At 61.1% G+C, this 15,409-nt stretch carries 12 protein-coding genes; 5 read left to right on the top strand and 7 right to left on the bottom strand.

The genetic code is table 11. The annotated features are described in order from the left end of the window. Both parC and KVG85_RS17865 read left to right on the top strand, forming a co-directional pair. Positions 1 to 2,265 (top strand): DNA topoisomerase IV subunit A, encoded by a 2,265-nt coding sequence (gene parC, locus KVG85_RS17870; RefSeq protein WP_217864522.1) that lies wholly within the window; start codon positions 1 to 3, stop codon positions 2,263 to 2,265. A 185-nt stretch (positions 2,266 to 2,450) separates the two neighbouring features. Next, a complete protein-coding gene (locus tag KVG85_RS17865) occupies positions 2,451 to 3,161 on the top strand; it encodes a PqiC family protein (RefSeq protein WP_039756820.1) in 711 nt (236 codons plus the stop codon). Between the two features lie 346 nt (positions 3,162 to 3,507). On the opposite strand, the gene KVG85_RS17860 is transcribed toward KVG85_RS17865, so the two are convergent. Next, a complete protein-coding gene (locus KVG85_RS17860; RefSeq protein ID WP_217864521.1) occupies positions 3,508 to 5,019 on the bottom strand; it encodes an AhpA/YtjB family protein in 1,512 nt (503 codons plus the stop codon). 134 nt (positions 5,020 to 5,153) lie between these two features. Between KVG85_RS17860 and serB the strand changes: the two genes are divergently transcribed. Next, the gene (gene serB / locus KVG85_RS17855) at positions 5,154 to 6,368 is read left to right on the top strand and encodes a phosphoserine phosphatase SerB (RefSeq protein WP_041477650.1); all 1,215 of its coding nucleotides are present in this window, start codon (positions 5,154 to 5,156) and stop codon (positions 6,366 to 6,368) included. A gap of 103 nt (positions 6,369 to 6,471) precedes the next feature. Here serB and KVG85_RS17850 read toward each other — a convergent pair whose 3' ends face one another. From KVG85_RS17850 to KVG85_RS17835, 4 genes are all read right to left on the bottom strand, one after another. Beyond that, the gene (locus KVG85_RS17850) at positions 6,472 to 8,220 is read right to left on the bottom strand and encodes a cyclic-di-GMP receptor FimW-related protein (RefSeq protein WP_217864520.1); all 1,749 of its coding nucleotides are present in this window, start codon (positions 8,218 to 8,220) and stop codon (positions 6,472 to 6,474) included. 66 nt (positions 8,221 to 8,286) lie between these two features. Further along, positions 8,287 to 9,147, bottom strand: a complete 861-nt coding sequence (gene asd, locus KVG85_RS17845) for an archaetidylserine decarboxylase (RefSeq protein WP_024011354.1) — start codon at positions 9,145 to 9,147, stop codon at positions 8,287 to 8,289. An 18-nt stretch (positions 9,148 to 9,165) separates the two neighbouring features. Further along, on the bottom strand, positions 9,166 to 9,981 hold the full coding sequence (gene rhdA, locus KVG85_RS17840) for a thiosulfate sulfurtransferase (RefSeq protein WP_217864519.1): 816 nt from the start codon (positions 9,979 to 9,981) through the stop codon (positions 9,166 to 9,168). Positions 9,982 to 10,023: 42 nt separating this feature from the next. After that, the gene (locus tag KVG85_RS17835; protein ID WP_217864518.1) at positions 10,024 to 11,562 is read right to left on the bottom strand and encodes an HDOD domain-containing protein; all 1,539 of its coding nucleotides are present in this window, start codon (positions 11,560 to 11,562) and stop codon (positions 10,024 to 10,026) included. A 166-nt stretch (positions 11,563 to 11,728) separates the two neighbouring features. Between KVG85_RS17835 and motA the strand changes: the two genes are divergently transcribed. Both motA and motB read left to right on the top strand, forming a co-directional pair. Then, positions 11,729 to 12,580, top strand: coding sequence for a flagellar motor stator protein MotA (gene motA / locus KVG85_RS17830; RefSeq protein WP_024011357.1), 852 nt, complete (start codon positions 11,729 to 11,731; stop codon positions 12,578 to 12,580). A gap of 3 nt (positions 12,581 to 12,583) precedes the next feature. After that, entirely contained in the window at positions 12,584 to 13,624 is a 1,041-nt protein-coding gene (gene motB, locus KVG85_RS17825; protein WP_217864517.1) for a flagellar motor protein MotB, read from the top strand. A 263-nt stretch (positions 13,625 to 13,887) separates the two neighbouring features. Here the strand turns inward: motB and KVG85_RS17820 are convergent, their stop codons facing one another. Further along, the gene (locus KVG85_RS17820) at positions 13,888 to 14,373 is read right to left on the bottom strand and encodes a toll/interleukin-1 receptor domain-containing protein (protein ID WP_217864516.1); all 486 of its coding nucleotides are present in this window, start codon (positions 14,371 to 14,373) and stop codon (positions 13,888 to 13,890) included. Beyond that, positions 14,373 to 15,332, bottom strand: a complete 960-nt coding sequence (locus KVG85_RS17815) for a caspase family protein (RefSeq protein WP_217864515.1) — start codon at positions 15,330 to 15,332, stop codon at positions 14,373 to 14,375. Before KVG85_RS17815 ends, KVG85_RS17820 begins: the two co-directional genes overlap by 1 nt. Between the last annotated feature and the right edge of the window lie 77 nt (positions 15,333 to 15,409).

The following is a 15,409-nucleotide window of genomic DNA, read 5'->3' as shown; positions in this document are numbered from 1 at the left end:
ATGAGCGACTCCCTTGATCTCAGCCTGGACGGTGTAGAACGCCGATCGCTGGCTGACTTCACCGAAAATGCCTACCTCAACTACTCCATGTACGTGATCATGGACCGCGCCTTGCCGCATATCGGCGACGGCCTGAAACCGGTACAGCGGCGTATTGTCTACGCCATGAGCGAACTGGGGCTGGACGCCGATTCCAAGCACAAGAAATCGGCGCGTACCGTCGGTGACGTGCTCGGCAAGTTCCACCCCCACGGCGATTCGGCGTGCTACGAAGCGATGGTGCTGATGGCGCAGCCGTTCAGCTATCGCTACACACTGGTCGACGGCCAGGGCAACTGGGGTGCGCCGGACGATCCCAAGTCCTTCGCCGCCATGCGTTACACCGAAGCGCGGCTGTCGCGCTATTCCGAAGTGCTGCTCAGCGAACTGGGCCAAGGCACCGCTGACTGGGGGCCGAACTTCGACGGCACCCTGCAGGAGCCGCTGGTATTACCGGCGCGCCTGCCGAACATTCTGCTCAACGGCACCACGGGTATTGCCGTGGGCATGGCCACCGACGTGCCGCCGCACAACCTGCGCGAAGTCGCCACCGCCTGCGTGCGTCTGCTCGATGAGCCGAAAGCCACGGTCGAACAGCTCTGCGAGCATATTCAAGGCCCGGACTATCCGACCGAAGCGGAAATCATCACGCCGCGCGCCGATCTGCTGAAAATGTACGAAACCGGCAAGGGCTCGGTGCGTATGCGCGCCGTGTACCACGTCGAGGACGGCGACATCATCGTCACCGCGCTGCCGCATCAGGTCTCCGGCGCCAAAGTGCTGGAGCAGATCGCCGCGCTGATGCAGGCAAAACCGTCGAAAGCGCCGCAGATCGCCGACCTGCGTGACGAATCCGACCACGAAAACCCGTGCCGCATCGTGATCATTCCGGTCAACAGCCGCGTCGATCACGAAGCGCTGATGCAGCATCTGTTCGCCAGCACTGAGCTGGAGTCGACCTACCGGGTCAACGTCAACATCATCGGTCTGGACGGCAAGCCACAGCTGAAAAACCTGCGTGCGCTGCTGGTCGAATGGCTGGAATTCCGCGTGCTGACCGTGCGTCGCCGCCTGCAATTCCGCCTCGACAAGGTCGAACGTCGCCTGCACCTGTTGGACGGCTTGCTGATTGCCTATCTCAATCTGGATGAAGTGATCCACATCATCCGTACCGAGGAGCATCCGAAAGCCAAGCTGATCGAGCGTTTCGCCCTCAGCGAGATTCAGGCCGACTACATCCTCGACACCCGCTTGCGTCAGTTGGCGCGACTGGAAGAGATGAAGCTGCGCGACGAGCAGGACGAACTGCTCAAGGAACAGGCCAAGCTGCAAGCCCTGCTGGGCAGCGAAGCGAAGCTGAAGAAGTTGGTGCGCACCGAGCTGCTCAAAGACGCCGAAACCTACGGCGACGACCGCCGCTCGCCAATCGTCGAGCGCGCCGAAGCCAAGGCGTTGAGCGAGCACGATCTGCTGCCGAACGAGAAAGTCACTGTCGTGCTGTCGGAAAAAGGCTGGGTGCGTTCGGCCAAGGGCCATGACATCGACGCCACCGGTCTGTCGTACAAGGCCGGCGATGGCTTCAAGACCTCGGCGGCGGGGCGCTCCAACCAGTTTGCCGTGTTCATCGACTCCACCGGACGCAGCTATTCGGTCGCCGCGCACACCTTGCCTTCGGCCCGTGGCCAGGGCGAACCGTTGACCGGCCGTTTGACGCCGCCACCGGGTGCAGCTTTCGAATGCGTGCTGATGCCGGAAGACGATTCGCTGTACGTGATCGCGTCCGATGCCGGTTATGGCTTCGTGGTCAAAGGCGAGGATCTGCAAGCGAAGAACAAGGCTGGCAAGGCTCTGTTGAGCTTGCCGAACAACGCCAAGGTCATCGCGCCGCGACCAGTGGCCGATCGCGAGCAGAACTGGCTGGCCTCGGTCACGACCGAAGGTCGCCTGCTGATCTTCAAAATCAGCGATCTGCCACAATTGGGTAAGGGCAAAGGCAACAAGATCATCGGCATTTCCGGTGAACGCGTGGCCAGTCGCGAAGAATATGTCACGGACATCGCCGTTCTGCCGGAAGGCGCCACCCTGGTGTTGCAGGCTGGCAAACGGACTCTGTCACTGAAAGCCGACGACCTCGAGCACTACAAAGGTGAGCGTGGACGGCGCGGAAACAAACTTCCGCGGGGCTTCCAACGGGTCGATGCGCTGCTCGTCGAAAACCTCAATTAGGCGAGAACGCCTTCCTAGAGCGTTCGATCTGCGATTAAACGCGTAGATCGACGCTTTGGCGCTGGAGTCGGAACGCATATTCACGGATGATATGGCCTTTCAAGCGCCGGCGTGGCCGAGCGTTCTTCATATTTATTGAGTATTTTCACTGTGGTCAGCCTTGTGGCGGCCACCTGGACGGGATGATGACTGCTCTACGCCCCCTTATTTTGTTGCTCGCCGGCGTTCTTGGCCTGGCGGGTTGCAGCGTTCACCAGCCGGTGTCGCTGTACCAACTGGACAGCGGAAGTCCGGTTCAGCCTGCGCAAAGCGCGGGCATGGCGGTTTTGCTGGGGCCGGTGGTTGTAGCCGATTACCTGCAACGCGAAACCCTGCTGCAACGTCAACCCGACGGCAGCCTGCAAGCGGCGACCGACGGTCGTTGGGCTGGCAGCCTTTCGTCGGATATCGATCAGCTGTTGATGCGTCAGGTCGCCGGTCACCTGGACAGCCAGCGTGTGGTGCTGGCGCCTGCTACCGCCGGCTTCACGCCGGATGTGCAGGTTTTGCTGACCATCACCCGTCTGGATTCCGGGGCGAAACAACCGGCGATTCTCGATGCGCAGTGGCGTTTGATCGATCGTCGCGGCAAGGTGCGTGATAACCGCATCATTCATCTGCAAGAGTTGCACGCCGGCAGCACCGCTTCCCAGGTGCAGGCACAGGGGATTCTGTTGCAGCGTCTGGCCGAGCAATTGTCGGTGGCGCTCAAGCCACTGGCCAACCAGCCGCCCGTGGCCGAGGCACCGCGTAAAGCCGCGCCGAAGCCCGCAGCGCCAGCGGCGGATGCGGAGAAGCAACCGAAGATCCCGATGGCGTCGCCGATTCGTACGGATATGGAAGTGTTTCGCTTCTGAAGCTGGAACGCGTCAGAACAGAGCCCGCCTAGTGCGGGCTTTGTTGTGTCTGGAGGCAGGGTGGAAGATCAAAAAGCCCCTCACCCTAGCCCTCTCCCAGAGGGAGAGGGAACCGATTGGGGGATATTCGAGAGCTACACCGACGTGTACGCGCGGCGGTGAATCCATAATCGCCAAGATCTGTCAGGTCGACGTATGACGCTAGACACCTCGGTCGGTCCCCTCTCCCGGAGGGAGAGGGCTAGGGTGGGCTTTTCAGGGATGCGCACGATTCCAATAAGACCGCGCACAAAAAAGCCCGCAGACAATCACTCATCTGCGGGCTTTTGCGTATCTGGCCTAAGCCTTACGCCCGGCGCTCATGCATCCGCGCCAGTTGCCGTTCCAGCATCGATGGATAAGGCTCCATCAACCGCTCCACACAGCAAGCGCCCTCAGGGCTGGCGATCGGCCGGATCCGCGCACGCTGGCGGATCAACGCGTCATCGCTGATCTTGCGTTCAACCAGCAGCAGATTGCGGCTGTGCTGCGACAAGGCCAGTGCATCCTGGGCCGAATCGGTCAGTAGCAGATCAATCTGGCTCAGGCCAAACAGCTCATCGCCCAAGGTCAGGCCCAGCTGCAATTGCAGGGTGATGCCGCTGTCTGCGACCTCGATCTGCAATTGGTGGCCGAGTGCACGAAGCAGTTCGCCGCAGCAGATGGCATTGGTCAGGTAATCGTCGCCGCAATCTTCGGTGTGGAACAGCAACAGCGTGCTGCCGTCGTTGAGGGTCTCGATTTCGCCCTGATACAGCGAAGCGGCCTGCTCGAGGCAGTCGCGATAGCGTTCCTGCAATTCTTCCAGACGTGCGCGAGGCAAACGACGCAATTGTTCCTGCGAGCCCAGTTGCACGGCCAGTACGGCGGTGTGCTGTGGCACGTCAGGGCTCGGTTTGCGCGTGAGCGGTTGGGCGGCGCCGTTGAGCGATTCGTCGCGCAGGTCGGCGAAGGCGTCATCGTCATCATCGTCTTCGACGGTGCTGACCAAGTGACGCGGTGCCGGTTTCTTCGCGGCCAGCGGGCGGCTTTCGTCGAAGCTCGGATCGCGCAGGTTGCGCACCTCGAACTCCAGCTCGTCGTCTTCCTCGGCGAATTCCGGCTCGGGTTCAGGCTCGGGCTCCGGTTCCGGGGCGTAGCTGGCGTGCAGCTGGCGCGCCAGATCGCCGATTTCATCCTGACGATCGATGCCCGGGGTGTGCGCGTCGATGCGGCGCAGCCACACGCGCAATTGCAGCAACGGCGTCGACAGATAACGGCCCATGCGCAGGCTCAGAGCCAGCGACAGTGCCAGCAGAATCGCGCTCAAAATGCCCATGCTCTGCAGGCTGATCGTCATCGGCTGCTGGAACTGATCCATGTCCAGGCTGATGCGCAGTTGCCCGGCAGTCACGTCCTGGAAAGTGATCTTGCTCTCGTACATGCCCTCGGCTTCGCCCAGCAGGCTGTGCTTGGGACGCTGACCGGACTCGGCGAGGATGCGGTTGTCCACACTGTAGATTGCCGCGTGGGCGACCAGTTTGTTCTTGGTCAGGTTGTTGAGCAGCACGTTGAGGCTGAGTATGTCGTTGGACACCAGCAGCTCGGTGGCGGAGGTGGCGGTCTGCGTGGTCAGGCTTTCGCCCAGCGCATCGGCCTGCTCGTGCATGGCCTGCTTGAATTGCAGCCCCATCACCCCGGCATAGATCACCAGGGCCAGAGCGACCAGGATCACGTTGTGGCTGGCAATGCGCAATGCAATCGGTACACGGCGATGGCGCAGTGCACGGAAGATCAGCAGGAAGAAGTTATCGGTTTTGACTGGCGTGGGCCGGTTCACTTGAGCTCGGCTCTTTGTCCGTGAAGTTGACGCGCAGTATAGCGACAGGCCCCAGACCGGCAAAGCGCTCGCGGTGCCCGATGGTCACTGAAAGTGGGTAGAATGCGGTTTTTTTCCAGTTGCGGGGGTGCGCGTTGCGCGAAATCGTCCTGATTAACATCACGGGAGTCGACCGTCCGGGTCTGACGGCGGCCATCACCGGTGTTCTGGCACAAGGTGGTGTGAACATTCTCGACATCGGTCAGGCGGTGATCCACGACACCCTGTCGTTCGGCATCCTGGTTGAAATTCCCGATTCCGAACAAGGCAAGTCAGTGCTCAAGGACATCCTGTTCAAGGGCTACGAACTGGATCAGCAAGTGCGCTTCACCCCGGTGTCCGAAGAGGATTACCAGCAATGGGTGGGCAATCAGGGCAAGAAGCGCCATATCGTTACCCTGCTGACGCGCAAGGTCACCGCCGGCCAGTTGCAGGCGGTCAGCGCGATCACCGCCAAATATGGCCTGAACATCGACCATATCGACCGTCTGTCGGGGCGCATGCCGCTGGACACACCGGCCGACAAGGGCAAGGGCTGCATCGAGTTTTCCGTGCGCGGCGAAGCGGCCGATCCGCAGGCCCTGCGCGCCGAATTCCTCAGCGTTGCCCAGGAATTGAACGTCGATATCGCCTTTCAGGAAGACTCGCTGTTCCGTCGCAACCGACGTCTGGCCGTGTTCGACATGGACTCAACGCTGATCGAAGCGGAAGTCATCGATGAGCTGGCCAAGGCGGCCGGCGTCGGTGATCGGGTCTCGGAAATCACCGAGCGCGCGATGGCCGGCGAACTGGATTTTCGCGCCAGCTTCAAGGAGCGTCTGGCGCTGCTCAAGGGCCTCGACGTCAGCGTGCTCGACTCGATCGGTGCCTCGCTGCGTTTGACCGAAGGCGCCGAAACCCTGTTCGCCGAACTCAAGCGCCTTGGCTACAAAACCGCCATCCTGTCCGGCGGCTTCACTTATTTCGCCAAGCAACTGCAGGCCAGGCTGGGCATCGACTACGTGTTTGCCAACGAGTTGGAAGTGGTCGACGGCAAGTGCACCGGCGTGGCGATCGAGCCGATTGTCGATGCGCAGCGCAAGGCTGACTTGCTCAAGGAATTGGCGCACAAGGAAGGTCTGCGTCTGGAGCAGACCATTGCCGTCGGCGACGGCGCCAACGACTTGCCGATGCTGGCGATTGCCGGGCTGGGCGTGGCGTTCCGCGCCAAACCACTGGTCAAGCAGTCGGCGAAGCAGGCGATCTCAACGCTGGGGCTCGATGGCGTGTTATATCTGCTGGGTTTCCGCGATCGCGACGGGCAGCTCTGAGATCTCGATAAGCTGATCTGGCCTCTTCGCGAGCAGGCTCGCTCCCACGGGAAACCTCATTCCAGTGTGGGAGCGAGCCTGCTCGCGAAGGCCGCACCTCGGTCTAAAGCGAATTCCACAACGAATCAAAATCCTCCTCACCTCCGCCATTCTGCGCAGGATCCAGCGAGCGATAGGCGAACTGGTTGAAGCTGTGGGTACTCGCCACCCGCCGATCCAGTCCGGCGCGGTGTTCCTCGCCCTGGGTGTTGATCAACACCTTGTTGCCTTCCTGAAACGGCAGGCGCGGCGCAAGCACGGTGGCCGGCACATCGATCGCGCTGATCTCAGGCAACAGCAAGCCGCGCAAATACTGGCTGTGATCGTCTTTCGCTCGCACCAGTTGCAGACCGCACGGCTGCGCGTGTGGCGCGACCAGTTCAATGCCCATCTGCGTGCCGCTGCCGCGCACCTGGCGGATCCAGCGAATCACCGCAATGCTCCAGCCTTTGCTCTCGCTGTCCTGAATGCCGAGCATTTCCCCGGCCTGCAATTCGGCCGGTACTTCGCTCGGCCAGGCCAGGCAATAGCCGCCGGGGCTATGGTTGATCACCGGCAAGGCGTAAGTCGGATAATTCGGCGCGTTGCCCGGGCCTTCTTCTTCGCTCAACTGGTCGTACTGGATTTCCTCGTACGGCAACAGCTCATCGTTACTTTGCGGGGCAGCGTCGAACGCCTGACTCCAGCTGTCCTTTTCGCCGTTGGCCACGACGCTGCTGAAGTTTGCCGCGCGGGCGCCGGGATGTTTGAGCAACTCGCTGAAAGTGCGCTCGCCGCCGAGGTAGAAGTGCAGGGCGCTCATGCCAACGCACACGGTCAGCGAGCCCTGGCCGGCGATGCGTTGAAAGCTGCGTTCGGCCGCTTGACCCCAAGTAGCGTGCAGATGTTGCAGGGTGTCGACGCTGAGGCCGACGGAAACGGGTAACGGGGTCGAGGTGGACTGGTGCAGCAGGTGCGTTTCGAGCTGTTTGACCAGCGGTTGCGGATCGAAGCCCAGCAGCCCGTTCTGTTGTTCGCTGCGAAACATCTTGCGGTAGCGCGGGCCGACATCGAGTTCCGGACTGACCGCAAACAAGCCGTCGTCGGCGCTGTCGGGATGCAGTTTGAGCAGGGCGCTCCACGGCTCGATCACCTCGGCCAGCCGGGCAATCTGGCTTTGACGCAATTGGTTGCAACGGGCACTGCCCAATAGCAGTGCGGCGATGTAGGTCTGTTCGACGCTCAGTTCGCTAGTCAAAAAGGCCAGATCATCGCGCAGCCGCCGTTGTTGCAGCTGCAATTGCGCCGCGCTGCGATACAGCTGGTGCAATTCGAACCACGCATGTTCCGGCGGTGAACTGTACAACTGCGTGGCGCGCACCAGTTGCGCCTTCAGGGCATGCGCGGCGCGTTGCAAGGCGGTGCTGACCAACGTCGCGCGGTCCTTGCTGTATTTGGGCAGGATGCGCAGAACGATCTGTTTATAGCCGATGGCCAGCTGACCTTGTAGCGCCTGACACAGGTTGCTGACCTTGCGCGAGCGCTCGTCGAGCATGATCGCCTGATGCAGAAAGTGCCGTTCCAGATGCTGGCAGACGAAATACACCTCGGGCCGCAGCAGTTCCAAGAGTTGCAGGCGATTGTCACTGGGAGTGAGCAACAGGTTCAGTTCGCCGAGGCCTTGATACAGCAGGCGGGCGGTTTCGCCGATGTTGGCCTTGGGCAGGCTGGCGATCCAGCGCTTGAGGTCGCGCGGGCTGGCGTCGCAGAACGACAGGCGCGTTTGCGTGGGAGTCGGAGCGCGCAGCTTGGGAGAAAAGTTGGTCTGGCTCATGAGCAAAACCATAGCAGCAAATGCCGCGGTTTGCGGAAGCAGCCTCGGCTGCTTCCGCAAATTGGGTCACGCTTTTGGCAGTGCCAGGCCTTGGCCCATCTGCACTGGCGAGCCGGCCACCAGCTCTTCGGCCCACTTCACCTGATCCGGGCCAAACAGCACGATCGCCGTTGAACCGAGCTTGAAGCGCCCCAGTTCCGCGCCTTTTTCCAGATGAATCGGTGCGCGTGCGGCTTCGTCGTAGCGGAAGGTTTTCAGCTCGCGCTTCGGTGGCGTGACCAGACCGGCCCACACGGTTTCGATCGAAGCGACAATCATCGCACCGACCAGCACCACGGCCATCGGCCCGCGTTCTGTATCGAATATGCACGCCACGCGCTCGTTGCGGGCGAACAGCTCCGGGACGTTTTCGGCAGTGGTCTGGTTCACCGAGAAAATGCGGCCCGGGATGTAGACCATTTCGCGCAGGGTGCCGGCCAGCGGCATGTGCACGCGGTGGTAGTCCTTCGGCGACAGGTAGATCGTGGCGAAATCGCCGCCCATGAACGGCGCTGCGTTGGCCGCATCACCGCCGAGCAATTCGAGCACGCTGAAACTGTGGCCCTTGGCCTGGAACACGCGACCGTGCTCGATCGGGCCGAGCTGACTCACCGCACCGTCGGCCGGGCTGAGGATCGCGCCCGGAGTTTCGTCCAGTGGACGCGCGCCGTCTTTCAACGCACGCGTGAAGAATGCGTTGAAGTGCTCGTAAGCGGTCAGGTCTTCGACCAGTGCTTGCGACATGTCCACTTGATAACGCTTGGCGAACCATTGGGTGAAGGCATTCTTGAACCAGCGCACACGGCATTCGGCGATGCAGCCGGCCAGGCGCGACAGCAGGTGATGCGGCAGCAGGTACTGGCTGAGGATAAACAGACGCTCTTTCATTAGTTGTCCTTAAAAACCTTAAATCTCGACTGGCGTGTCAGGGTGGTTGCCCCATTCGCCCCAGGAACCGGCGTAGCCCTTGACCCGGGGATAACCGAGGGCTTTGGCCACCAGATAAGTGAAGCCCGACCGGTGATGGGTCTGGCAGTGGGTAATGATTTCCTTGTCCTTGGTGATCCCGAGCTTTTCGAGGATCTGCGGCATGTCGCTGCGGATACGCAACTGACGCGTCTGGTCCATGCCGGCAGTCCATTCGAAATTGACCGCACCGGGGATGTGGCCACCCTTGGCGGCGAGGACTTTCTCGCCGGAATATTCCAGCGGCCCGCGCGCGTCCCAGATCGCCAGATCGGCGGCGCCGAGACGGCTTTGCAGGTATTCGCGGGTGGCGGTCGGTTCGTCGTGCAGGGTCAGCGAGACCGGGCCGCCGACAACGGATGGTACCTGGATCGACATCGGCATACCGTCCGCCAGCCAGGCCGGCAGACCACCGTCTATATAGTGGTACTTGTCGTGGCCAATGACATCGAGCAGCCAGATGAAACGTCCGGCCCAGCCACCACCCTCATCGTCATACACCACATAGACCGCGTCTTTGCGATGACCGAGTTCACCAAACAATGCTTCCAGATCGGCTTTCGCCGGCATCAGCCCCGGCGCCGGTGGCTGGCCGAGCTGGGTGCGTTTCGGGTCGACAAAACGTGCGCCGGGCAAGTGACCTTCGGCATACCGGGCAGGACTCGTCAGGTCCACCAGGATCAGTTCCGGGGACTCCAGACGCGGCAGCAGGTCGCTCGGCTCGATGACAAGCGCCAAGCCAGAGAAGTCAGACATGTGAGGTCTCCAGAGCACAAAGGGGAGGATTGTAGCGCAGGCTCATTGGCCACGGCTGCTAAAGCTGTGCAGGGCTTTTTCGATGCACTGCGCGGTTTTGCCGAAGGCTTGTACGGTGATGTCGGCGAACGGCCCGCCGCCCTGATCGGCAACGACGATCATGATCACCCGGCCGTTGTTGACCAGCGAACGCAGGAACAGATGCTCACCGCGAAACAGCGTGCGCAGGCTCGCTGGCAATAAGGCCGAGAATTGCCCGTTGTTCTCCGGCGTGATTCGCACCTGCGCCTGCTGAGCGAGCAGGCGTTGCAGGACTTTGCTTTGGCCGACGGCAAAACTCAGCGCCGCCGCATCCTTCGGCAAACCGGCGGTCTGGTGCACGCGCAGGGTCGTGTGTGTGCGGTCGGCCATCATAATCATCACCCGGCGCATGCCGCTGGCGACCAGTGCCTCGCGGGCGGCGACGGTCAGGCTCATGGCATTGGTGAAGCGGCTGGGCTCGGCGAGGAGTTCGGCGCATTGCCGACGCCACTGGCCCAGATCATCCGCATTCGGCGCTGCTGCCGGAAGCATGCCGGCCGGCAAACGACGAGCGCCCCAAGGCCAGATCAGCGAAACCGCCGGGTGCCACAAATCAGGCATCGCATGCTGACGCGCGCTGTTCGCCGCTTGCTGGTGCAGCTGTTGCTGCACTTCGTCCATGGAAATCTGCAGATACAGGCTGGTCAGGTACTGCCAGCGCTTGCTGTGCGGACTGTCCCAGGCCTGTTGCGCCGACAGCGCCAGCCCATTGGCCAGCAGCACGGTATTCGCCGGCTGGTTGAGCCAGCGGCGCAATGTCGGGTCATCGTCGAGGCGATTCTGCTGGCGCAGTGGGTGTTCGCTGTCGCGGGCGATGCGCAGCACTTTGACCAGTTCGCGTTGTTCGCTGAGCAGCAACTTGTAGCCTTGCTCGACCCAGATCGGCAGATGCCAGGCCTGGACCAGAGCCTCGGCAATCTTCAACAGTCGCACGCCGAACAATTGCTTTTCGACCACCCGCGCCGACTCGCCCTTGTGGATCACCCGCAGTTCCCACTCTTCGAGCAACTGCGGATAGGTCAGCGCCAACGGCCACAGCGGCGACAAAAACAGCAGGCTGCCCCAGTGGATGTCCTGCCACAGCCGCGCCAGGCGACTGGCAAAAAAACCGTTGGCCTGCTGTGTCGCGTGTTGGCTGATCAACTGCAACTGACGCAAGGCCTTGGGGATCTGTCGGTGCGGTTCGGCCGGCAGGCGCGCGAGCAGTTCTTCGGTGCGCGCAAGGCCCAGGCGATTGATTGCCACCTCAAGATTTTCCGCTGGCGCGGCCATGGTCCCGTGGGTGTGACGATTCGCCTCACGGATGATGCTCAAGGCCAGCGCCGGGCTGTCCTGCATCAGATCGGCGATGTCGCGCAGCGAGCTGCGATTGTCGCGGATCGCCCGGCAGACTTTGTCGTGAGCCTCTTGTGGTACGGGCAGGCGGACGCTGTCGAGCAGCTTGACCCAAGCCTGGAGCGTGGTCGGTTTTACCGATGGAATGTTCGTTTCATTAGCCATGTCTGGACGAGATCTTCACTGACTGTAGACGCGCCCGGCATGGGCTAAATTGGCTTTTCGCCTGAACTGGCTATAGTCTGGCGCAGTTTTGCCGATAAGTAGAAGAAGAGATTTTTTAACTTCCGAATATGACCTTGAACCCGACTTAAACAAGTACCTTCTACCTATGGCTAAAATTATCGGCATCATCGTCGTATTCGCGAGCGTGCTCGGCGGATACGTGCTCTCCCACGGCAAGATTGCCGCCCTGATCCAGCCCTTCGAGGTGATGATCATCGGCGGTGCGGCCCTCGGCGCATTCCTCCAGGCCAACCCCGGTTACATGACGATGCACGTGCTCAAGAAATCCCTGAGCATGTTCGGTTCGCGCTTCACCCACACCTTCTATCTGGAAGTGCTCGGGCTGATCTACGAGATCCTCAACAAGAGCCGCCGCGAAGGCATGATGGCGATCGAAGGCGACATCGAAGATGCCGCCGCGAGCCCGATTTTTGCCAAGTACCCGGCGGTGCTCAAGGATGAACGCATGACCGCGTTCGTCTGCGATTACCTGCGCATCATGTCCTCCGGCAACATGGCTCCGCACGAACTGGAAGGCCTGTTCGACATGGAGCTGTACAGCCTCAAGGAAGACCTCGAGCACCCATCGCACGCAGTCAACGGCATCGCCGACGGCATGCCCGGTTTCGGTATCGTTGCGGCGGTACTCGGTATCGTGGTGACCATGGCCTCGCTGGGTGAAGGTGACCAGGCGTCGATCGGTCTGCACGTGGGTGCGGCACTGGTCGGTACCTTCTTCGGTATTCTCGCGGCGTACGGTTTCTTCGGTCCGCTGGCGCATTCCCTGGCCCACGATGCCAAGGAAGAGCTCAACGTCTACGAAGCCATCAAGGCCTCGCTGGTGGCTTCGGCGTCCGGCATGCCGCCGTCGCTGGCGGTCGAGTTCGGACGCAAGGTTCTGTACCCGGCGCACCGTCCAAGCTTCGCCGAGCTGGAACAAGCGGTTCGCGGTCGCTAAGTCATGGAAAATAATCAGCCGATCATCGTCAAGCGCGTCAAGCGCATTGCTGCCGGGCACCACGGCGGGGCGTGGAAAATCGCCTTCGCCGACTTTGCCACGGCGATGATGGCGTTCTTCCTGGTGCTGTGGCTGCTGTCCACTGCTACGCCGGAACAGAAGATCGCCATCGCCGGTTATTTCAAGGACCCGGTCGGCTTCTCCGAAAGCGGCACGCCGTACATCATCGACCTCGGCGGTACACCGACCCTGGCGCCGGAAAACACCCTCAACCCGGAAGTGAAGTCGCAGCCGCAACCGGACAAGGTCACGGTCGACACCGATCAGGTTGAAGGCATGGCCGAGCAGGTCGAGAAGGAGCGTCTCGAGCTGCTGTTGCAAGAACTGCAGAACAAGGTCGACGAGAACCCGCAACTGCAGAAGTTCAAGGATCAGATCCTCTTCGAAATCACCCCGAACGGCTTGCGCATCCAGATCATGGACGCCGAGAACCGGCCGATGTTCGACTCCGGGTCCGCACGCCTGAAACCGTACTTCGAAGACATCCTGCTGGCCATGGCCGACACCATCAAAGCGGTGCCGAACAAGATCAGCATCAGCGGCCACACCGACGCCAAGCCGTACATCGGTACTGGCGACTACGGCAACTGGGAACTCTCGGCCAACCGCGCCAACGCCGCGCGTCGCGCATTGGTCGCCGGCAGCTATCCGGACGCGCAGGTGGCGCGGGTGGTCGGTTATGCCTCGTCGGCGTTGTTCGATCGGGAAAATCCGTTCAACCCGGTCAACCGCCGGATCGACATTGTCGTGCTGACCAAAAAAGCCCAGGCGGCGATTGAAGGTGCGCAAGGTCCCGAGGCGGCCAAACCGGCGGATCAGGGTCAGAACGGTGCTGCTCCGGCAGCCCCGGTTGATCCGAATTCCTTGCCGGCGGACAAGCAGCCGGTGCCGGCTCATGAGTTGCGCGAACGCTTGAATCTGTTTGATGACGCTGCGCCGAAGCCGGCTGAGCCGGGTGGGGCGGCGCCAGCGCCGAAGCAATGATTAAAAAAAGAAACCGACAGTGATGTCGGTTTTTTTTCGGCTGATTTTCGGCTTTGTATTTAGTGCGTTGCCAAGAGCAACCCCCTCACCCCAGCCCTCTCCCCCAAGGGGGGCGAGGGGGAAAGGGAGCCGATTTGTGTGCTTTTCGAATTCGAGTTCGACTCGGTATTTCAGGTCGGCGTACTCGGAACATTCACCTCGGTCAGTCCCCTCTCCCTCTGGGAGAGGGCTAGGGTGAGGGGCTTTTCGAAAGTAACGAAACTCTAGAACCCGCGACGAATCCGGTTCTTCAACTGTTCATGAAACATCTCCGCATCGCGCTTGTAAGCACCCTTGACCGAGTCGCTGAACGAATCCAGTGTTATCGAGCGCTGGTTCGACACCTCATCCCGATACGCATCGATAAAGAGATCCAGATCGCTGGCCGTGCTCAGCTTTGGCCACTTGTCCAGATAGATCGGCAGTTGTGCCGGCCCGGTCTTGAACGTACAGATTCGCCGATTGCTGATCGTCGCCTCGCCAATCTCGAACGGCACCCACCACGACAGTGCAGTCTTCTCCGATACCACCGCCAGCAGATGCGTGCACTCGGTGATGTTGCGGGTAATGACCCCAGTGATGTCGTCGGTGGTCTGCGATTCCGGGTCCAGCACGTCGAGGTAAGTCCTGATCTTCGCCTGAGTCAGGCGGGTGTTGATGGCGATCGCATGGGCGCGATCCATGTGGCGGTAGCTGATAAAGACTGGCATCAGAAATGTCCTTTGAGGGCGAGTTCGCGGTAATAGGCGCCGAGTGCCGTCAGGCGGCAGCCGGTCGAGTGAATGGCGGCGTAGTACATGTGCTCGGCGTCGACCGGTTCGATCAGGCTGTGGCGGTTGCACTTTTGCAACTGGGCGAAAACCGCGCCGTGCTTTGGCACGAAAGCCTTTTCGGTAGGTTCATAGCTGGGGTCGAGCGCGAACACCGATTCGGCTTCGGCGAACCAGTCCGGCAATTTGCGCAGGATCTCCTTGGGAATCAGCGGCGAGACTTCGCGTAGGGAAATGAACTGCGACACATTGGTCTTGAACACCGGGCGCTGTTCCCAGGCGCCGAGGGCGTTGTCGACGAAGGAATACAGACTGCCGGGGGTGATTTTGCCGAGGATATTCGCCGCACCGCCATGCAGCGCTTGCAGGAGCAGGCCGGTGAACACGCCGTGCTGCGCGCTCTCCATTGCCGGCTCGGCTTTTTTGCAGGCGGTGAGGATGGTCATGCCTTCGCTGACCATGCTGCTCTCGCTGCGCAAGGCGCGGACTTCTCCGGCCGAACCGCTTTCGCAGCAGTCGAGGATGATCACTTTGTTTTTGATCCGCGTGGTTTTGTCCGCCCAGTTGAGAATGTCACTGATGCGGATGCCGTCCTTGGCGTTGCGGTAGTCCTGGGGTATCAACATGCCTTCGTCAGTGTCGGCATCGAAACCGCCATGACCGGCGAAATACAGCAGCGCGACGTTGCAGTCACCGGAAAACAACTCGCGGATCTGATCTTCGAGTTTTTCCCGGCTCAGGTAATCCTCGGCAGACGTCAGTAGGACATTTTTGAAGTTGGGGTCGCCGTTGGCGTTGGTTTTCAATACCGAAGCCATGGCCATGGCGTCGTTGCAGCAACCGCTGAGCCCGCCGATATGCGTGTAATCGTTGATGCCAATGAACAATCCCTTGCGCATGGTCACACCGCCTTGTGCAGGCGGATCGCGCCGGGGATTCTGTGGGTATTGCACGGGCGGGCGCTGCGAGACAAATG

Source organism: Pseudomonas triticicola, assembly GCF_019145375.1.
Classification (GTDB): domain Bacteria; phylum Pseudomonadota; class Gammaproteobacteria; order Pseudomonadales; family Pseudomonadaceae; genus Aquipseudomonas; species Aquipseudomonas triticicola.
Note: the sequence above shows the minus strand (reverse complement) of the source record. Positions and strands in the feature narration are given on the sequence as shown.